Source organism: Micromonospora sp. RTBAU3-60 (assembly GCF_054963695.1).
The window spans coordinates 1-19,498 of record NZ_JBUEGB010000079.1 but is presented as its reverse complement, the minus strand read 5'-3'; the positions used below and the strand labels follow the sequence as shown (position 1 = coordinate 19,498).

The window sequence follows — 19,498 nt, the reverse complement described above, 5'->3', positions numbered from 1 at the left end:
GTAGTCATGGCCGACATCGTGCTGGACAAGGTGAGCAAGCGGTTCCCGGACGGGACCGTGGCGGTGCGGGACGTCGACCTGGAGATCGCCGACGGCGAGTTCGTGATCCTGGTCGGCCCGTCGGGCTGCGGGAAGTCCACCACGCTCAACATGATCGCCGGGTTGGAGGACATCAGCTCCGGTGAGCTGCGCATCGCGGGGGAGCGGGTCAACGACCGGGCTCCGCGGGACCGGGACATCGCCATGGTGTTCCAGTCGTACGCGCTGTATCCGAACATGACGGTGCGGGAGAACATGGCCTTCCCGCTGCGGCTGGCGAAGCTGGACCGGGAGACCATCAACAGCAAGGTCGAGGAGGCGGCGAAGGTCCTGGAGTTGACGCCGCTGCTGGACCGCAGGCCGGCCAACCTGTCGGGCGGGCAGCGGCAGCGGGTGGCGATGGGCCGGGCGATCGTCCGGCAGCCCAAGGCGTTCCTGATGGACGAGCCGCTGTCGAACCTGGACGCCAAGCTGCGGGTGCAGATGCGGACGGTGGTGTCCCGGCTGCAGCGGCAGCTGGGCACCACCACCGTCTACGTCACCCACGACCAGACCGAGGCGATGACCCTCGGCGACCGTGTGGTGATCATGCGGGGTGGCGCGGTGCAGCAGGTCGGCCCGCCGCAGGAGCTCTACGACCACCCGCGCAACCTCTTCGTCGCCGGTTTCATCGGTTCGCCGTCGATGAATTTCCTGCCCGCCGCGGTGGAGGACGGTCGGCTGCGGACCGCGCTGGGTGACGTGCCGATCGGCAACCGGGTCCGCCATCAGTTGGCCGGCGGTGACGCGCCGCGGGAGCTGATCCTCGGCGTCCGGCCGGAGCATTTCGAGGACGCCGCGCTGGTCGACGAGGAGACCCGCCGCCGGGGGCTGGAGTTCGAGGCGCCGGTGGAGATCGTCGAGTCGATGGGCTCCGACAAGTACGTGTACCTCACCGTCGAGGGGGAGCGGGCCAACGCCGCCGAGCTGGAGGAGTTGGCCGCCGACGCGGGCACCGGGGACTTCACCGGCGCGGGCTCCAGCCTGGTCACCCGGCTGTCGGCCGAGTCGTCGGCGCGCGAGGGGGAGCACCGGCGGGTCTGGTTCAACCTGGAGAAGATCCACCTGTTCGACCCGCACACCGGGCGGAACCTGACCTTGCACGAGGGCCGGGCGGCCGGCGCGCTCGCCGACTGAGCGGCGCGGACGACAGGGGCCGGTGGGACGCCCGCCGGCCCCTCATCCGGCCGGTAGCCGGTCCAGCAGCTTGTCCAGCCGGATGGGCAGGTCCCGGACCCGGACGCCGGTGGCGTGGTGCACCGCGTTGGCGACGGCGGCGGCGCTGCCCACGATGCCGATCTCGCCGATGCCCTTCACCCCGGCCGGGTTCAGCTCCGGGTCCTCCTCCGGCAGCCAGTACGCCTCGATCCGTTCGATGTCGGCGCAGGCGCTGACGTGGTAGGTGGCGAGGTCGTGGTTGACCCAGTCGCCGTACCGCTCGTCGAGCAGGCCCTCCTCGTGCAGCGCCATCGACAGGCCCATGGTCATGCCGCCGATGAGCTGGCTGCGGGCGGTGCTCGGGTTGACCACCCGGCCGGCGGCGAACATGCCGAGCATCCGGTCCACCCGGATCTCGCCGGTGTCCGCGTCCACCCGCACCTGCACGAAGTGGGCGCCGTACGCGTACCGGGCCAGCGGGCGTTGCGCCCGGACCTCGTCGGCGGTGCTCGCCTCGACGGTCAGCCCGTCGGCGGGCACCGCCTCGCCGCGGACGTGCCGGAGCCGGTCCCGCAGCCCCTGGCAGGCGCGGATGACGGCCCAGCTCCACGAGGCGGTGCCCATCGAGCCGCCGGCGACGCCCGCCGGTGGCAGGTCGCTGTCGCCGATGCGGATCGTGATGCGGTCCGCGGGAACCTCCAGCGCGTCGGCGGCCACCTGCCACAGCGCGGTCCGGGCGCCGGTGCCGATGTCGGTGGCGTTGATCCGTACCTCGAAGGTGCCGTCCGGGGCGGCGGTGGCCGTCGCGGCGGCGGCCCGGGACCTGGCGGGGTAGCTGGAGCCGGCCACCCCGGTGCCGATCAGCCACCGCCCGAGCCGCCGGACGCCCGGCGTCGGGTCGCGGTCGGCCCAGTCGAACCGGCGGGCCCCCTCCCGCAGGCAGGCGACCAGGTTGCGGCTGCTGAACGGCTGCCCGCTGTCCGGGTCGACGGTCACGTCGTTGCGGATCCGCAGCTCGACCGGGTCGACGCCGCACGCCGAGGCCAGCTCGTCCAGCGCGGATTCCAGCGCGTACGCCCCCGGGCACTCACCGGGTGCGCGCATCCAGAACGGGGTCGGCACGTCCAGCCGGGCCAGCCGGTGGGTGGTGCGCCGGTGCCGCCCGGCGTACATGCTGCGCGTGTAGACGGCGGTCTGCTCGGCGAACTCGTGCACCCGGGAGGTCTGGCTGATCGCGTCGTGGCAGATCGCGGCGATCCGCCCGTCGGCGTCGGCGCCGAGCCGGACCCGCTGGATGGTCGGGGTGCGGTAGCCGATCGGGCCGAAGAGCTGCTGCCGGGTCAGGGCCAGCCGGACGGGCCGGTCGACCTGCCGGGCGGCGAGCGCGGCGAGCACCACCGGTGCCTTCGCTGACCCCTTGCTGCCGAAGCCGCCGCCGACGTGCTCGGCGACCACCCGGACCGCCTCCGGGGGCAGCTCGAACAGCTGCGCCAGGGTGGCCTGCACGGGCGTCGAGCCCTGGGTGGAGTCGTGCACCAGCAGCCGCCCGTCCCGCCACTGGGCGGTGGTGGCGTGCGGTTCCATCGGGTTGTTGTGGTAGGCCGGGGTGCGGTAGGTGGCGTCCAGCCGGACCTCGGCGGCCGCGAAACCGGCGTCGAAGTCCCCCTCCGTGGTGTCCGTCGGAAAGCCGGGGTTGACCGTGTCGGGGCGGTACAGGCCCGGGTGGTGTTCGGAGAGGACGGTGCTGTGTGGCTGCGTGTCGTAGTCGATGCGGACCAGCCGGGCTCCCTCCCGCGCCGCCTCGAGGCTGTCGGCCACCACGACGGCGACGTACTCGCCCCGGTAGTGCACGGTCGGCTCCTGCAGCAGGAACAGCGTGTCGTCCACGCCGGCGGCCAGCCGGGGCGCGTTGCCGTGGTGCAGCACGTCCAGCACGCCGGGCACGGCCAGCGCCGGGGCCACGTCGACCCGGGTGATCCGCCCGCGGGTGGCCGCGGCCGGCACCACCCAGCCGTACGCCACGTCGTCGACCGGGTACTCGACCGCGTACCGGGCCGCCCCGGTGACCTTGTCCGGGCCCTCCAGCCGCGGGTGTTCCCGGCCCACCGCGCTCATCGGGGCGCCGTCCCGGCCAGTGTGGTCAACGCCCGGACGGTGAGGTTGCGGATCAGCGGCACCTTGAAGCCGTTGTGCGGCAGGGGGCGGGCCGCGGCGAGTTCGGTGTCCGCGGCCTGGGCGGCCAGTTCGGCGGTGAACGGGCGGCCGCGCAGCGCCTCCTCCGCCCGGTACGCCCGCCACGGTCGGTGCGCGACCGCCCCGTAGGCCAGCCTGACGTCGCGGACGGTGTCCCCGTCCAGGTCCAGCGCCGCGGCCACGGAGCCGACCGCGAACGCGAAGCTGGCCCGGTCGCGGGCCTTGAGGTAGGTGCAGTGCCGCGCGAACGGCAGTGGCGGGACCCGGACCGCGGTGATCAGCGCGCCGCGGGGGAGGCTGGTCTCCTGCTCGGGGTGTTCGCCGGGTGTCCGGTGCAGCTCGGCCATGGGGATCTCCCGGGCGCCGCCCGGGTCGTGCGCCTCCACCACCGCGTCCAGTGCCACCAGGGCGACCGCCAGGTCCGACGGGTGGGTGGCCACGCACAGCTCGGACCAGCCGAGGATGGCCAGGTCGCGGTTCTGCCCGTGGCGTGCCGCGCAGCCGGTGCCGGGCTCCCGCTTGTTGCACGCCTTGCCGGTGTCCTGGAAGTAGACGCAGCGGGTGCGTTGCAGCAGGTTCCCCGCGGTGGTGGCCAGGTTGCGCAGTTGCCCGGAGGCGCCGGCGAGCAGCGCCCGGGAGAGCAACGGGTGCTCGCGCCGGACGACCGGGTCCGCGGCGAGGTCGCTGTTGCGCACGGTGGCGCCGATCCGTAGCCCGCCGCCGGGTAGGACCTCCACCGTGTCCAGCGGCAGGCCGGTGACGTCGACGAGCAGTTCCGGGCGTTGCACCCCGAGTTTCATCAGGTCCACCAGGTTGGTGCCGCCGGCGAGGTAGGCCGCCGCCGGCTCCGCGTCGAGCAGCGCCACCGCCTCCGCCACGTCGGCCGGCCGGTGGTAGCGGAACGCCTTCACCGTGCCGCCGCCGCGTCCCGGATGGCGGCCACGATGTTCGGGTATGCGGCGCAGCGGCACAGGTTGCCGCTCATCCGTTCCCGTACCTCCGCGTCGGTCAGCTCCACCGGTGCGGTCAGGTCTCCGGTCACCGCGCTGGGCCAGTCCCGGGCCACCTCGTCGAGCATGCCGCGGGCGGAGCAGAGCTGGCCGGGCGTGCAGTAGCCGCACTGGAAGGCGTCGTGGGCGACGAACGCCGCCTGGAGCGGGGAGAGGCCCGTCGGGTCGGCGAGGCCCTCCACGGTGACCACCGTCCGTCCATGGAGGGTGACGGCGAGGATCAGGCAGCTCTTCACCCGCCGGCCGTCGAGCAGCACGGTGCACGAGCCGCACTGGCCGTGGTCGCAGCCCTTCTTGCTGCCGGTCAGGGCGAGCCGTTCGCGCAGGGCGTCGAGCAGGGTGGTCCGGTTGTCCAAGGTCAGGTCGTGACCGGTGCCGTTGACCGTGAGGGTGACGGTGGACGACCACCCGTCTTCCGTCGGTTTCGCGCTCTCCCGCACCGGGCCAGACTACCGTTGTCCGGGCGATGTGCTGACAAATCGGGCTAATAGCGGGAAGTGGAGCATGCGCGAGGTGCTGGCCACGCTGGACGGCTGGAGCCGGCAGGGTGTCCCGTTCGGACTGGCAACCGTGGTGGCGAGCACCGCGGGCAGCGTCACCGCGCCCGGCGACCTGCTGGCCGTGGACCCGGCCGGCGAGGTGTGCGGCGGCATCCCGGCGGGCTGCGTCGAGTCGGCGGTGCTCGACGCGGCGACCGAGACACTCCGGACCGGTCGCACCCGGCTGGCCCGCTACCCGGTCGGCGGGGACGGCCCCTGGCCGGCGCGGCCCGGCTGCGCCGGAGTGCTGGAGGTCCTGCACAGGCGGGTGACCCCGGACGGTCCGGCGCGGCGGGTGCTCGCCGCCCTCACCGGCCCCGGCCCGGTCGCCGCGGCCACCGTCGTCGGCGGCCCCGCACCCTTCGGCGCCCAGTGCGTGCTGCGGGCGGACCGGACGGAGGGCACCCTCGGCGACCCGGAGTTGGACGACTGGGTGGCCGGCCAGGCAGCCGGGCTGTGGCCCGGTGGCGGCGCCGTGGTCCGGCACCGGGCGGGCCGACCGCCGGTGCGGGTGCTCGTCCAGGCGGTGCCGGTCGCGCCGCGCATAGTGCTGTTCGGCGCCACCGCCGTCGCCGCCGCGCTCAGCCGCATCGGCGCCGCGCTCGGCTACCGGGTGATCGTCTGCGACCCGCGACCGGCATTCACCACGCCCCGGCGGTTCCCCGACGCGCACGAGGTCCACCGGGCCTGGCCGCACCGCTGGCTGGCCGGCACCCCGGTCGACCCGGCCACCGTGCTCTGCCTGCTCGGCCACGACCCGCGCTACGAGATCCCGCTGCTGCACGCGGCGCTGGCCACCCCGGCCGGCTACGTCGGGGTGCTCGGCAGCCGCAGCGCACACGCCGCCCGCCTCGCCCGGCTGCGGGCCGACGGGGTGCCGCCGGCACAGCTCACCCGCCTGATCGCACCGGCCGGGCTGGACCTGGGCGGCCGGAGCGCGGCGGAGACAGCGCTGGCGATCGCCGCGGAGGTGGTGGCCCGGCGCCACGACCGCACCGGCCGGGCGCTGCACGAGCTGGCCGGCCCGATCCACCGCGTCCCGGCTCGCGACCGGCGACCGGCCGCGTCACTGCCGTGACGGTCGCCGGGCTGGTGCTCGCCGCCGGCGCCGGACGCCGACTGGGCCGGCCGAAGGCCCTCGTCGAATGGGCCGGCGAGCCGCTCGTTCGGCGCGCGGTCCGGCTGCTGCGCGCCGGCGGTTGCGACCCGGTGCACGTGGTGGTCGGCGCGGGCGCCGGCCGGCTTCCCCCGCTGCCCGGCGCGGTCGCGGTGGTCAACCCGCAGTGGCGGGACGGGCTCGGCAGTTCCCTGCTGTGCGGCCTGGACTCACTGCCGGGCATCGCCGACGCGGTCGTGGTGGTGCTCGTCGACCAGCCCTGGCTGGCCTCGGCCGCGGTCCGCCGGGTACGCGCGGCGTACGCGGCCGGCGCCGCCGTCGCCGTGGCCAGCTACGCCGGCCGGCCCGGGCATCCGGTCCTGTTCAGCCGCGTCACCTGGCCGCTGCTCGCGCCCTACGCGACGGGGGACCGGGGCGCCCGCGACTTCCTACGGGCCCGGGCCGACCTGGTGACTTCCGTGCCGTGCGACGGGTCACCGGCCGACGTGGACACCCCGGCCGACCTGGCCCGAGCCCACGCCTTCTCACCTGCGGCGTGGGGCGGCGGGCAGCAGCAGGGCCGGGACGAATGCGAGTGCGGTGAAGGCCAGTGCCCACCAGAAGGTGTGCCCGTAGGCGGCGGCCCGGGCGGCCGCGCCACCGTCGGCGGCCCCGGTGAGCCGGCGTTGCAGGATCACCACCAGGACGGCAGCACCGAACGACGCGCCGACCGTCTGGATGGTGGTGATGGCGCTGGTCGCCCGGGGGATCAGGCCGGGTGCCAGGCCCTGGTACGCGGCGGCCATCACCGGCACGGTCGCGGCGGCGATGCCGATCCCCCAGACCAACAGGGCGACCGCGAGCAGCACCGGGTCGGAGTCCGGCCGCACCCGGGTGTACGCCACCGTCCCGCCGACGGCGACGGTCAGGCCGACCAGCACGACCGGACGGGCACCGATCCGGTCGGTGAGCTTTCCGACGAACAGTAGACCGAGCATGGTGCCCACGCTCTGCGGCGCCAGCAGCAGGCCGGCCGACAGCGCACTCTCGCCCCGCACCTGCTGATAGTAGAGCGGCAGCAGGATCATCGCCCCGAAGATCGACATTCGGGACAGGAAGTTCAGCGCCGACGCCGCGGCGAACGCCCGGCTGGTGAACAGACGCAGGTCGAGGACCGGCGTGGCCCTGGCCCGCAGCGCGTGCACCACGAAGGCGCCAAGCAGCGCCAGCCCGATTGCGAGGGCGACCAGGACCGGCGGAGCGGCGACCGAGCGTTGCACGCCGGCCCGGTACAGGCCGTAGATCGTGACGGCGAGGCCCGGCGACAGCAGCGCCAGCCCGAGTACGTCGAGCGATCCGGCGGATGGTGCCTGTGCGGCGCGCGGTATCCCGCGCCAGGCCAGGAGCAGTGCGACGAGCCCGATCGGCAGGTTGACAAAGAAGATCCACCGCCAGCTCGCGGCGTCCACAATCAGGCCGCCGAGCAACGGACCGGCGATCGGCGCGAGTTGTCCGGGAACGGCGACCATGCTCATCACTCGACCTCGGCGCGCCGGACCGGCCGCCTGGGCCAGGATCATCATCGCCAGCGGCACGATCATGCCGCCGCCGATGCCCTGCACCAGCCGGAACGCGATCAGGCTGCCTACCGACCAGGCGGTGCCGCACAATGCCGAGCCGGCCAGGAAGACGGTGAGGGCCGTCAGCCACATCCGCCTGGTGCCGAAGCGTTCGACCGCCCAGGCGGTCAGCGGGATGACCATGGCGATGGCGAGCAGGTAACCGGTGCTGACCCACTGCACCGTCGCGACCGAGGTGCTCAGGTCGTCGGTCAGCCGGGCCAGCGCCACGCTGACCATCGTCATGTCGAGCATGGCGGTCAGCGCCCCCAGCACCACGATGGCGGCCAACCTGACCAGGGCGGAATCGACCTGGGTAGCGCTGCGATCGGAACCAGGTTCCGTCGCGGGGCCGGGCCCGGCCGGGCGATCAGGTCTGGGCGTCGGACCGGAATCGGGCCCAGCCGGCCTGCCTGCAGGTTGCGCGGGATTCGTGGCGGAAGAGGTCATGGCACAACACTACACCGTGCAGTGTAGGCGCGTACACTGCACGGTGTAGAAACCATCCACTCCCGATGAGGAGCGCGCCTGTGCCCCTTCCGCCGGCCAACACCGACCGACCGCTGCGTCGGGGCTCCGCCGACAAGCGGGCCGCCATCGAGCGGGCCGCCTTGGCGGTGTTCGTCCGGGAGGGCTATGCGCGGGCCAGCGTTGACGCGATCGCCGCCGAGGCCGGAGTGTCCAAGCGGACCATCTACGACTACTACGGCGACAAAGAGCGGCTGTTCGTAGGCGTGCTGACGGACACCATCGAGGCCAGCGACGCCGTCTTCAGCGCGCTGCTGGACCGGACCCTGCCGGCGGACGGCGACCTGCCCAGCGGCCTGCTCGCGTTCGGTCGTGAATTCGCCACCGCTGTTGCCCGGTCGCCGGAGCGGGCCGCCGTGATGCGGCTGATGATCGCGGAGGCCCACCACTTCCCTGCCTTGCTACGGCAGTTGCGGGGGGCGGGCGCGACCCAACGGATGCTGGCCGCACGGCTCGCCACCTTCGCCGACCGCGGGCTGCTGGACCTGCCCGATCCGCTGGAGGCGGCCGGCCACCTCGGGGCCCTGGTCACCAACGCCGTCAGTCTCCGATCGCTGATCGGTGCCGACCTGGTCGACGAGGCCGAGCTCGATCAGATCGTTACGAGCGGCGTACGGGTCTTCCTACGCGCCTACCGTCCCGATCGCGAACACCAGCCTCGGCCTGCTTCCCACTAGGGCGCGTCGTAAAGTCCGAGTTGGTGCCGTAGTGCGCGGATGACGAGTATTTGGGTCATCCTGGGCGAGGAGGCAGAACTCGTTGCCTTCCGGGTCGGCGAGGACCGTCCACGGGACGGTGACCGCGGTGCCGTGCGACGGCTCACCGGCCGACGTGGGCCCTCGGCCGACCTGGCCCGAGCGCATGCGGGCCAAGGAAGGGCTTCTCGTCGCCGACGAGTTCGACAGCATGAGCCAAGCGACGCTCGAGGGCATCTTGGACGTGAATGATCCGATCGGCAGCCTGCTGCGGCGCCAACCCGATCGCGAAATACGTCGACGAAGGCATGCAGCCACTCCGCGGGCTGTGGCTGACGCCGGAGAAGGCCTGAGGTGCACCCGGTAGGAGCGCCGCCCGGACCACGAACCGGACGTGGACCGCGCCCACCGCGTCCGCCTCAGACCCGCAGGGGCAGGCCGAGGTAGCGGGCGTAGTCGGCCAGGGCGGACTCGACGCGGGAGCGCAGCGCGGCGTCGAACGGCGCCAGCGGCTGCACGGTCACCGCGACGGAGGTCTTGCCGATGGTCCGCTTCCAGGTGCCCACCACCCGGCCGGCGTGGACCACGGTCGGCAGGAACATCCCGTTGTTGCCCGGGACCACGGCGGCGGCGTGCGCCGGGTCGAGCATCAGCGTGCGGTCCTTGAAGCCGAGCAGGTATTCGTCGAACCCGAGCAGCGTGTGCACGTCGTCGACCGGTTCGCGGGGCGCGTCGAGCAGCGCGGCGTCGACCATCGCCTCGACGCCGTCCACCTCCACCGGGGCCAGGGCGTCGCCGGCCACCGCGAGGCCCCGCCGCGCGTCGGTGACCGTCAGGCCGGTCCACCGGGCCAGCTCCTGGCGGGTGACCGGGCCGTGGCTGCGCACGTAGCGCAGGGCGAGGATGCCCAGCGCCTCGTCGCGTTCCGGCCGGTGCGGGTCGGGCACCCACTCGTCCAGCAGCGCGAACGTCTGCTCGGTGCCGACGTGCGGGGCGATGCAGGTGACGCCGCGCTGGGCGGCGTACCAGAGCAGGTGGTAGCCCCGTTGGCCGGTGGTGTCGATGCCGGCGTCGGCGAGCGTGGCCAGGCACTGGGCACGGGTGAGCCGGCCGCCGCCGGCCAGCGCCGCGCCGAGCAGGTCCGAGGCCCGGTCCGCCTCGGCCTCGGTGAGCCCGAGCTGCGCCCGGCGGGTGGCGGCGCCGGCGAGCGTGCGGACGCCGGTCACCGCGAGCATCCAGTGGGCGTCGCGGGACGGCACCAGGTGGACCGTGCCCCGCATCGGCCAGGTCCGCAGCGCCTCCCGCCGCTCCAGCGCCGCCCGCACGTCGGCCAGGGTGCGCCCCGGCAGGCGTACGCCGAGCGACCACAGGCCGCTGGCGTTGTCCTGGGCCTGCATCGCGCCGAACCACTCGACCACCCCGGCGACCCCGTCGGGGCGCGCGACCGGGTGCGGGCGCAGTAGCAGGCTGGTCATCCGCAGCGCCAGCGCCTCGGCGCCGCTGAGCCGTACCGGCACGTGAGGCCTCCCGTCAGTGGTGGACGGCCAGCATAGGGGGCCCGGCCGACATTCAGCCGCGACCGGGCGGGTGGTCGCCCACCCGCCCGGAACGCCCTCGCCTCACTCCTCCGGCCGGGCCTCGTGGGGGGCGTCCGCCTCGACCACTTCCCGGCGGACCTGCGCGTGGGCCGGCTGCTGCTCGACGACCTGGTGCGTGGCCAGCCGGACCCGTTCGACCGGGACCCGTTCCTTGACCACCACCGGGCGTTCGGCGTGCAGCACCAGTTCGCGCTGTTCCACGTCGCTGCCCGCCGGAACGGTACCCCGGTCGGCCTCCGCGATCGGTTCCCGGACGAGGGTCGCCTCCTCGTGGGCGACCGGCACGGTGGTCTGCACGTTCTCGGTGACCACGCGCTTGCGGAGCCGGGCGGTGCCGGCCGGCACGGTTTCGGTGCCGAATCGGGGTTGTTCCTCGAAACGGGTCAGCTCCGGTGGGCCGGGCCGTCCGGCCGTGCCCTCGGGCGGCAACTGGTAGTGCCGGCGGAGCAGGATGAGCTGGTCCACGCCGAGCGGCTGGTCGGTGCCGGGCTCCACGGCGGGGGCGCCGCGGACGGTCGCCCCGTCGTAGGGCACCTGCAGCCGCTCCGCCTGCAACCGGGCCGCGTGCAGCGGAGCCATCGACTCGCGCTGACCCGTGACGCCGGTCCGCACGCTGATCCAGGTCGGCCGGCCGCTGGCGTCCTCCCAGACCTGGCTCACGGTGCCGATCGTCGCGCCCGAGCGGTCCTGGACGTCCTGCCCGTACAGCGAGCGGATCTGCGGTTCGCTGAGCCGCATGGTTCGTCCTCCCTCTCGTGGGTCACCCGAGAGGATCCCCGTCCGCGCGGACGGCATGCCGGGGAATCGGGACGAATAGGAGGAGCAGCAGAAGAACGCCTGATCGCGCTGCGCCAGCGGGGCTGCCGGCGGAGCGCGATCCCCCGTTCAGGTGCCCTTCGGGCGGTGGGGCGCGGCCCGGCACCGATGCGAACAGGATCCTCGGTGTCCGGTATTGCGGGCACCGGTTCGGTGCGGAACTTGCGCAAATCTTGAGCGGCCACCACAACCGATCGACCGAGCTGAGCCGGAAATCACCCCTTCGACGGCTGACCGAACGCGAGCGGAAAGGTCACCGCAAGGCGATCCAGTAGCGCCGCACCGGGCCGTGCTCGGTGTCGCGGATGCCTTCGAGGACACCGCCGTTGCGTTCGATCGTGCGGGCCGAGGCGACGTTGTCGGCGAGGCAGGGGATGAGGACGCGGTCCAGGCCCAGGACAGCGCGGGCCTCCGCGAGCATCTCACCCAGCGCCCAGCTCGCCAGGCCACGGCGGCGCGCGGACGGGCGTACGCCGTAGCCGATGTGGCCGATGTCGTCGTCGAATTTGTGCCGCAGGGCGATTCCCCCGAGTACCCGGCCGTCCTCGACGATCCACCGGGGTGAGCCGTGCTTTTCGTCTGGGCAGGGGTCACCGGCCGGGTGGGTCAGCCGGACCCGCTCGTGCACCCAGGCGGCGAAGCCGTCGGGCGAGTCCACGTCGTCGTCGGCTCCCAGGCCGAAGCCGTCCTCGTGGAGGCCGGGGCCCCAGTCGTCGCGACACTCCAGGAAGGCGGTGTGCAGGCGCGTGGTCGGCAGAATCAGCTCCGGCATGCGGCCACGGTATTCGAAGCCGGTCCGCTGGACGAGCCGATGACTGGCCGGCTGAGCATGCGACCGGTGGTCGGGCGGCCCGCCACCGGTCGCCCCCAGCCCTATCCCTGATCGGCCGGAGCGTGCCCGGCCAACGCGGGATGATCGAGCAGGTGCGCGAGCAGTTCGGCGAGGATGACCAGGCCGTCCCGGCTGAGCACCGACTCGGGGTGGAACTGCACGCCGGCGAAGCCGGGTCCGCGCAGCGCGTGCACCGCCCCGTCCGCCGGGTCGCGGGACAGCTCCACCGGACCGTACGCGGTGGCGACCCGGTCCGCGTCGGCCTGGGCCGTGAAGCTGGAGTAGAAGCCGACCCGGCGGGTGGCGCCGAACAGCGACACGTCCCGCGGCAGCCCCTGGTACGGTGCGTCCCGCCGGTGCAGCGGCAGCCCGAGCAGCCCGGCGAGCAACTGGTGCCCGAGGCAGACGGCGAGGATCGGCCGGCCGGCCGCCAGCAGGTCCGCCAGCAGCGTCCGCATCGTCGCCATCTTCGGCTCGGCCAGGTCGTTAGGGTCGCCGGGACCGGGACCCATCACTACCAGGTCGTACTCCTCGACGGGGCCGGGTTGCTGCCAGGGCCGGCGCGCCACGGTCAGGCCGAGGGCGCCGAGCTGGTGGGCGAGCATCCCGGTGAAGGTGTCCTCGCCGTCCACGATCAGCGCTCGCCGGCCGGCCAGCCCGGGCAGGGCCGTCGCCCCGGGGAGCCGCTGGTCCAGCCAGAACCGGGCCAGCGGCGCGTTGCGGGCGGCGAGCGCGGCGCGTACCTCCGGGTCTTCGGCGAGCGACGGCGTGTCCGGGCCCGCCGGGCCGGGGCGAGCCGGCGCGTCCGGGCCGAGGCCGAGCGCGGCGAGCACCCCCGCCGCCTTGGCGTGCGTCTCCGCCACCTCACCTTCGGCGGTGGAGTGCCGGACCAGCGTCGCCCCGACCGGCACCCGCAGCTCGCCGGTGGGGGAGAGTTCCGCGGTGCGGATCAGGATGGGCGCGTCGAGGGTCTGCCGGCCCGCGGCGTCCCGGCCGAGCAGGGCGAGCACCCCGGCGTAGTAGCGGCGGCCGGTCCGCTCGTGCCGGGCGATCACCCGGCACGCGTTCTCCATCGGGCTGCCGGTGACCGTGGGCGCGAACATGGTCTCCCGCAGCACCTCCCGGACGTCGCGGGAACCCCGCCCGGCCAGCAGGTACTCGGTGTGGGCCAGGTGCGCCATCTCCTTCAGGTAGGGCCCGACCACCTGCCCGCCGCGCTCGGCGACGGTGGCCATCATCTTCAGTTCCTCGTCGAGCACCATGTACAGCTCCTCGACCTCCTTCGGGTCGTGGAGGAACCGCAGCAGCGCGTCCCGGTCTGCGGCCGCGCCGGTGTGCCGGAACGTGCCGCTGATCGGGTTCATCATGACCAGGCCGTCGTCCACGCTGACGTGCCGTTCCGGGCTGGCGCCGACCAGGATCCGGGTGCCGGTGTGCACGACGAAGGTCCAGTAGGCGCCGCGTTCGCGCAGCAGCAGCCGGCGCAGCGCGGCCAGGGCCGCCGCCAGGGGGTCGCCCTGCACGGTGGCCCGCAGGGTGCGGTGGATGACGAAGTTCGCGCCCTCGCCCCGGCCGATCTCCTCGGCGAGCACCCGGTCGACGGTGGTGGCGTACTCGGCGTCGGAGATGTCGAAGCCGGCGCCGGTGGTGACCACCGGGGTGTCCGGCAACGCGGCCAGCGCGTCGGCCAGCGGGATCTGGCGGTGCTCCCCGATCACCAGGCACTCCAGCGGCATCGCGTCGTCGACGCAGGCGAACCCCCGCTCGGTGATCTGCCGGTACGGGACCAGGGCCAGCGTGCGCGGCCCGGGGCCGCCCTCGGGCAGTGGGATGTCGGCGAGCCGGTCGGCCGTGCGTACCGTGCCGGTGAACAGGTCGAGATGCTCGGCGCCGGCGCGGCGGACGAGCGCGAACGGGCCGGGGTCGACGCCGGCGGCGACGGCGGCGAGCGGGTCGTGCGGGCGGGTCATCGGGTCTCCTCGGTGGGCCGGTGGCCGCCGGCGGGGCGACCCGGGGTGCCGGGGAGAGACCGGCGGCCGCCTCGTCGGGCGGCCGCGTGGGGAAGCTACGCGCGGGGGTGGGCCGCCGGGTCGGCGGGCCACCAGCAGGACAGGAGCGCGGGCATGGCGATCACTCTACGCGACCGCGCCGCCGCCGGGAAGGCGATCACGGGGCCGGCGTGCGGATCTTGGCTTGGCGGCCGTCCCGGGCGGGTAGGTTGTCCGGCGATGGCCATTCTCGCTCTGGACCTGGGCACCTCCTCCGTACGCGGACTGGTGCTGGAGGCGGACGCCACCCCGCGCCCCGGCGTGCTGGCCCGCCGGCGGGTGCGGCTGACCACCGGCGAGGACGGCACCGGCACGCTGGACGCCGCCGGCTACCTCGCCTGCCTGGTCGAGTGCCTGGACGAGCTGGCCGACGGCGGCCACCTGCGCGACGTCGACCTGGTGACCGCCTCGGCGCAGTGGCACTCGGTGCTGCCGCTGGGCCGCGGCGGCGAGCCGCTCGGCCCGGTGCTCACCTGGCTGGACACCCGGCCGGAACCAGCCCCGGGCAGCGCCGGCCCGGCCGACCCCGCGGCGTTCCACCAGCGCACCGGCGCGTGGTGGCACCGCTGCTACTGGACGATGCGGCTGCCGTGGCTGCGCGAGCGGGCCGGCAGCCGCGTGGTCCGGTTCGTCGGGCTGGTCGACTACGTCCTCGACGCCCTGCTGGCCGAGGCGCCGATGTCCGTGTCGATGGCCTCCGGCACCGGACTGCTCGACCTGCGCCGGATGGCGTGGGACGCCGAGGCGTGCGCGCTGGCCGGCGTACGCCCCGAGGAGCTGTTGGAGTTGGCCCCGCAACACTGGCGCGGCCGGCTCCGCCCCGAGCACGCCCGGCGCTGGCCGGACCTGGCCGACGCCCGGTGGGCCGCCCCGGTCGGCGACGGCGCGGCGTCCAACGTCGGCTCCGGCTGCGTCGACCCGTCCCGCGCGGCGGTGACCGTGGGCACCTCCGCCGCGGTACGCGTCGTGCGGGCCGTGCCCGCCGGCGCGGCGCTGCCGCCGCTGCCCGACCAGCTCTGGCGCTACCGGGTGGACGACGAGCACGTGGTCACCGGGGCCGCGTACTCCAGTGGCGGGAACCTGTTCGCCTGGGCCAACCGCGAGCTGCGGCTGCCCGAGGGCGTCGAGCTGGAGGCGGCGCTGGCCCGGTCCACCCGGGACCTGCGGGTGCGCGCCGATCCCCGGTTCGGTGGGGACCGCCCGCCGGGTGTGGCCCCCGCCGGCTCTGGTGAGCTGCACGGGCTCAGCTTCGGCAGCACGGCCGTCGACGTCCTCGCCGGGCTGATGACCGGCCTGTGTCGGCTGGTCGCCGACGATCTCGCCGTGCTGGAGTCCGACGTGGACCATCCGTTCGAGGTGGTGCTGGGTGGCGGTGCGATGGCCGCGTCCGCCTGGTGGCGGGGCGCGTTCGCCGACGCGCTGGCCCCGCGTCCGGTGCGTTTGCAACGCAATCCGGAGATCGGGGCGACCGGGGCCGCGTTGGTGGCGCTCGGCCGGGTTGCGGCGGCGGCACACGTCGGCGGTATCGGCCGGACGGACGAGGCGGCCCCGACGAACACCGTAGGCGGTGCCCGGCCGCACTGACCATCCTGATCGCGCGACCGGTCATCCCGTTGACAGGGCCGGCCGGCCTGGTTGGATGGATCCCGCTCCCCGTGCGGCGGGAGTCGACGGGACCGAGGAGGCATGTGTGGGCGCAGGTCCCGACCCGGCTCGCGCAAGGGCCGCCCGCCGGGGCCGGAGCCGGCCCGACCTGGTGGTGCCGCACCGGCGGCGCTTGGCCTTCCGGTTGCGGGACTGGCGGATGGGCACCAAGCTCGCGGCGGTGCTGGTCATCCCGTCGCTGGCGTTCCTGGTGCTGGCCGGGGTGCAGACCCGGGGGCTGGTGGGTCAGACCAGCACGCTGAGCGCCTTCGCCGAGCAGGTCGGCATCGGCCGGCAGATCACCGCCGTGGTGGACCGGCTCCAGCAGGAGCGGGACCGCGCGGCCGGAGAACTGGCCGCGCTGCGACGGTCGGGCGCCGGCGCCGACCGAGACGCCGCCATCGCCGCGCTGAAACCGTTGCAGGACGCCGCCAACCAGGCGTTGTCCGAGCTGCGCCGGGCGGCCGAGCCGCTCGCCGACGCCGACGCCGCCTGGCGGGTCGCGTACTCGGAGGTCCTGGAGGCGTACGACCAGGTGGTCTACATCCGGGCCGCGATCCCGCCGGCGGTGCTCAGCAGCGACACCATCCTGAGCAACTATCACCGGGCCATCGCGGCCCTGCTCAACCTGCTGGCCGAGCCGTCGCCCGGGCAGGGCCAGCGGGCGCTCACCGACGCGGTGCTGCGGTACGTGCAGCTGTCCCGGGTCAAGGAGTTCACCTCCCGGATCCGCGCCGAGCTCTACGCCGCCGCCCGGGCCGGCCGGTACGAGCTCGACGACCAGGTCACCCTGACCGACCTGCGGGCCCAGCAGCTCACCGCGCTGGGCGCGTTCCGGGTGGCGGCGACCACCGAGCAGGTCCGCCGCTATGACCTGGTGTCGCTGAACCCGGCGTTCGTGGCGGCCGCCCGGCTCGAGGAGCAAACGCTGCCCACCGGCGCCGCCGAGCCGGCGGTGCTCTCCGCGCCCGAATGGTGGGCGGCCAGCGAGCGGCGCCAGGAGCTGCTCGGCGACCTCGAACAGGAGGTCCTCGACGACGCCGTACGCCGCGCCGACGACGCCCGCGCACAGCAGCTGCGGGACACCGTGCTGGTGGTGGGTGGCATCGTCGCGGTGCTGCTGGTCGCCGTGCTGATCTCGCTGCTGATCGGCCGGTCCATCGCCCGGTCTCTGCGGCTGCTGCGCGGCGCGGCACTGCGGATCGCGCAGGTCGAACTGCCGCACACCCTGGACCGGCTGCGCGCCGTGGACCGCCAGGTGGCGGCGATCGAGGTGCCGCCCGCGGTGGTCCGCTCCCGCGACGAGATCGGCGAGCTGGCGGAGGCGTTCGTGGCGGTGCACCGCAGCGCCGTCGACGTCGCGGTCGAGCAGGCGATGATGCGGCGCAACGTCAACGCCATGTTCGTCAACCTGGCCCGGCGCAGCCAGGTGCTGGTCGAGCGGCAGCTGGAACTCCTCGACCAGCTGGAACGCGAGGAGAACGACCCGGAGCAGCTGGAGAACCTGTTCAAGCTCGACCATCTCGCGGCCCGCATGCGGCGCAACGACGAGAGCCTGCTGGTGCTCGCCGGCACGGAGTCCAGCCGGCGGTGGAACCGGCCGGTCGGGCTCGGCGCGGTGCTGCTCGCGGCGAGCGCCGAGATCGAGCAGTACCAGCGGATCCGCCACCGGTCCAGCGCCGCGCTGCACGTCGTCGGCCACGCGGTCGGTGACCTGGTGCACCTGTTCGCCGAGCTGCTGGAGAACGCCACCGCCTTCTCCCGGCCGGACACCGTCGTGCACGTCGTCGCCTGGAGCGACGGGACCGGCGCGGTGGTGCAGATCATCGACGAGGGGCTCGGGATGAGCCCGACCGCGTTGGCCGAGGCGAACGCGGTGCTGGCCGAACCGCCGGCCGCGGACGTGGCGGCCTCCGAGCGGATGGGCCTGTTCGTGGTCAGCCACCTGGGGGCGCGGCACGGGGTCGAGGTGAAGTTGCGCAGCGACCACGAGGGCCTGGTGGCCCGGGTGCGTATCCCCGCCGACCTGCTGGCCCCGGCGCCCGAACCCGAGCTGGATCAGCCTGCCTCGCCGCGGATGCTCACCCACCAGCTCGCCGCCCGGTCCCGGCCCTACGCCACCGTCCCGCTCACCGCCCCGCCGGCGGACCTGCCGGCGGCGGGACGCCGGCCGGAGGTGTCCGCGTCCGAGCTGCCGGTGGCGGGCCGGTTCCCCGGTTTCCCAGCCGACCTGCCGGTGGCCGGCCGCCGTCCGGCGATGCCGTCCGCGGGGATCCAGCTTGAGCCGCCGGCCCCGGCCGCGCCGCCGGTGCCGCGGCAGGCCCGCCGGGTGCCGGTGCGGGCCGAGGACGTGCTGACCCCGGCGGCCGGCGCGCCCGCCGGCGGCGGCTGGTTCACCCGCCAGGGTCCGTCGTCCGCGATGCTCGGCGTGACCCCGCCGCAGGCCGCGACCCCGGTCACCGCCGGGATCAACGCGCGGGGCCTGCCGGTACGCGTGCCGATGGCCCAGCTCAACGCCCAGCCCGCCCGCCCGGCCGAGCCGGCGCCCCGCCACGACCCGGACCCGGACGCGGTCGGCGGCATGCTGTCCCGCTTCTACAGCGGGGTGCGGCGGGCCGAGGCCGAGGAGACCACCGAGATTTTCCTGCCGCCCGCCGGCCTACCCAGCGAAGGGGGACAACGACCGTGACGACGTTGAGCCAGGAGGCACGCGACCTGAGCTGGTTGGTGAACGCGTTCGCCGAGCGGGTCCCGGGAGTGGCGCACGCCGTGGTGGTCTCCTCCGACGGGCTGCTGGTGGCGATCTCCGCCCACCTGCCCCGCGACCACGGGGACAAGCTCGCCGCGGTGACCTCGGGGTTGATGAGCATCACCGCCGGCGCGGCGCAGATGTTCGACGGGGACATCGTCAAGCAGACCGTGGTCGAGATGGGGCGGGGCTACTTCCTGGTCATGCAGATCCGGGACGGCTCCATCCTGGCCACTCTGGCCGGCGCCGACGCCGACATCGGCGTGGTCGGCTACGAGATGGCGCGGCTGGCCAAACAGGCCGGTGAGATGCTCACCCCGGCGCTGCGGGCGGAACTGCAGCAGGCACTGCCTCGCTGAGCGGACCGGCCCGACCGGCGGCGGCGCGCCCCAGCCGGGCCGGCGAGCGTCCCACGCCTGGCTGCGGTGGATGCCGTACGTCCGGTCGTGCCGGTGAGCGACCGTCGTTGCTCCAGACTTCCGCTGCCCAGGCCGGTTGGGTCGCGCGCAAGACCGAGCAGTGACGGCGCACATCGTGCCAGGATGCTCGCCATGTCTGGGCGCGCCCTGAGCTTCGGAGTGGTGGCGGAAGCGTACGAACGTTTCGGCCGGGTTATCCCGTGGCGCTTTTCGACATGGTGATGACGTACGCGGGTCAGCCGGTTCGGACTGCCCTTGAGATTGGCGCTGGGACAGGCAAAGCAACCCGTCTGTTCGCTCAACGTGGCCTAGCGAGGAATCCTGGTCCCGTCAGGGCCGGGAGGAATCGCGTCACGAGCCTGGACGTTTTTGGTTTTCGATGTACTCGCGGATGGCGGTGAGGGGTGGCCCTCCGCATGATCCGGCGTAGTACGACGGTGACCACAGGTGGCCGTTCGTGATGTGCTGGTTGATCT

15 protein-coding genes and 1 pseudogene are annotated in these 19,498 nt (G+C 74.2%); 7 read left to right on the top strand and 9 right to left on the bottom strand.

Annotated elements, in window-relative coordinates:
* The first annotated feature begins 6 nt into the window (after positions 1–6).
* The gene (locus ACY34I_RS35495; RefSeq protein WP_462759525.1) at positions 7–1,215 is read left to right on the top strand and encodes an ABC transporter ATP-binding protein; all 1,209 of its coding nucleotides are present in this window, start codon (positions 7–9) and stop codon (positions 1,213–1,215) included.
* Between the two features lie 42 nt (positions 1,216–1,257).
* Here the strand turns inward: ACY34I_RS35495 and ACY34I_RS35490 are convergent, their stop codons facing one another.
* From ACY34I_RS35490 to ACY34I_RS35480, 3 genes are read right to left on the bottom strand one after another with little or no spacing between them, the layout of a single operon-like run.
* A complete protein-coding gene (locus ACY34I_RS35490; protein WP_462759524.1) occupies positions 1,258–3,351 on the bottom strand; it encodes a xanthine dehydrogenase family protein molybdopterin-binding subunit in 2,094 nt (697 codons plus the stop codon).
* Positions 3,348–4,340 carry an FAD binding domain-containing protein gene (locus ACY34I_RS35485; protein ID WP_462759523.1) on the bottom strand — a complete coding sequence of 331 codons (993 nt, stop codon included), beginning with the start codon at positions 4,338–4,340 and terminating at the stop codon, positions 3,348–3,350. Before ACY34I_RS35485 ends, ACY34I_RS35490 begins: the two co-directional genes overlap by 4 nt.
* A complete protein-coding gene (locus ACY34I_RS35480) occupies positions 4,337–4,879 on the bottom strand; it encodes a 2Fe-2S iron-sulfur cluster-binding protein (protein WP_462759522.1) in 543 nt (180 codons plus the stop codon). Before ACY34I_RS35480 ends, ACY34I_RS35485 begins: the two co-directional genes overlap by 4 nt.
* A gap of 64 nt (positions 4,880–4,943) precedes the next feature.
* Between ACY34I_RS35480 and ACY34I_RS35475 the strand changes: the two genes are divergently transcribed.
* Together ACY34I_RS35475 and ACY34I_RS35470 are read left to right on the top strand one after the other, a co-directional pair.
* Positions 4,944–6,056: an XdhC family protein gene (locus tag ACY34I_RS35475; protein WP_462759521.1), complete on the top strand. Its 1,113-nt coding sequence runs from the start codon at positions 4,944–4,946 to the stop codon at positions 6,054–6,056.
* Positions 6,053–6,523: pseudogene (locus tag ACY34I_RS35470) on the top strand (nucleotidyltransferase family protein); the annotation flags it as partial. The gene ACY34I_RS35475 and the pseudogene ACY34I_RS35470, both read left to right, overlap by 4 nt.
* A gap of 96 nt (positions 6,524–6,619) precedes the next feature.
* Here the strand turns inward: ACY34I_RS35470 and ACY34I_RS35465 are convergent.
* Complete coding sequence (locus ACY34I_RS35465; protein WP_462759520.1) at positions 6,620–7,984, bottom strand: DHA2 family efflux MFS transporter permease subunit; 1,365 nt, start codon at positions 7,982–7,984, stop codon at positions 6,620–6,622.
* Between the two features lie 239 nt (positions 7,985–8,223).
* On the opposite strand from ACY34I_RS35465, the gene ACY34I_RS35460 reads away from it, so the two are divergent.
* A complete protein-coding gene (locus ACY34I_RS35460) occupies positions 8,224–8,898 on the top strand; it encodes a TetR/AcrR family transcriptional regulator (RefSeq protein WP_462759519.1) in 675 nt (224 codons plus the stop codon).
* A gap of 437 nt (positions 8,899–9,335) precedes the next feature.
* Here the strand turns inward: ACY34I_RS35460 and ACY34I_RS35455 are convergent, their stop codons facing one another.
* From ACY34I_RS35455 to ACY34I_RS35440, 4 genes are all read right to left on the bottom strand, one after another.
* Complete coding sequence (locus ACY34I_RS35455; protein WP_462759518.1) at positions 9,336–10,433, bottom strand: winged helix DNA-binding domain-containing protein; 1,098 nt, start codon at positions 10,431–10,433, stop codon at positions 9,336–9,338.
* Positions 10,434–10,535: 102 nt separating this feature from the next.
* Complete coding sequence (locus ACY34I_RS35450) at positions 10,536–11,252, bottom strand: PRC and DUF2382 domain-containing protein (RefSeq protein WP_462759517.1); 717 nt, start codon at positions 11,250–11,252, stop codon at positions 10,536–10,538.
* A gap of 331 nt (positions 11,253–11,583) precedes the next feature.
* A complete protein-coding gene (locus ACY34I_RS35445) occupies positions 11,584–12,102 on the bottom strand; it encodes a GNAT family N-acetyltransferase (RefSeq protein ID WP_462759516.1) in 519 nt (172 codons plus the stop codon).
* 101 nt (positions 12,103–12,203) lie between these two features.
* Positions 12,204–14,132, bottom strand: coding sequence for a chorismate-binding protein (locus tag ACY34I_RS35440; RefSeq protein WP_462759515.1), 1,929 nt, complete (start codon positions 14,130–14,132; stop codon positions 12,204–12,206).
* A gap of 258 nt (positions 14,133–14,390) precedes the next feature.
* Here ACY34I_RS35440 and ACY34I_RS35435 point away from each other — a divergent pair, with 258 nt between their 5' ends.
* The 3 genes from ACY34I_RS35435 to ACY34I_RS35425 all read left to right on the top strand — a co-directional run bounded on the left by ACY34I_RS35435 (position 14,391) and on the right by ACY34I_RS35425 (position 18,962).
* Positions 14,391–15,794 carry an FGGY family carbohydrate kinase gene (locus ACY34I_RS35435; RefSeq protein ID WP_462759514.1) on the top strand — a complete coding sequence of 468 codons (1,404 nt, stop codon included), beginning with the start codon at positions 14,391–14,393 and terminating at the stop codon, positions 15,792–15,794.
* A gap of 106 nt (positions 15,795–15,900) precedes the next feature.
* Positions 15,901–18,543, top strand: coding sequence for a nitrate- and nitrite sensing domain-containing protein (locus tag ACY34I_RS35430; protein WP_462759513.1), 2,643 nt, complete (start codon positions 15,901–15,903; stop codon positions 18,541–18,543).
* Positions 18,540–18,962 (top strand): roadblock/LC7 domain-containing protein, encoded by a 423-nt coding sequence (locus ACY34I_RS35425; protein WP_462759512.1) that lies wholly within the window; start codon positions 18,540–18,542, stop codon positions 18,960–18,962. The genes ACY34I_RS35430 and ACY34I_RS35425 overlap by 4 nt, the downstream gene beginning before the upstream one ends.
* Before the next feature lie 411 nt (positions 18,963–19,373).
* Here ACY34I_RS35425 and ACY34I_RS35420 read toward each other — a convergent pair whose 3' ends face one another.
* On the bottom strand, positions 19,374–19,496 hold the full coding sequence (locus ACY34I_RS35420; RefSeq protein WP_462759533.1) for a transposase: 123 nt from the start codon (positions 19,494–19,496) through the stop codon (positions 19,374–19,376).
* Positions 19,497–19,498: the final 2 nt, after the last annotated feature.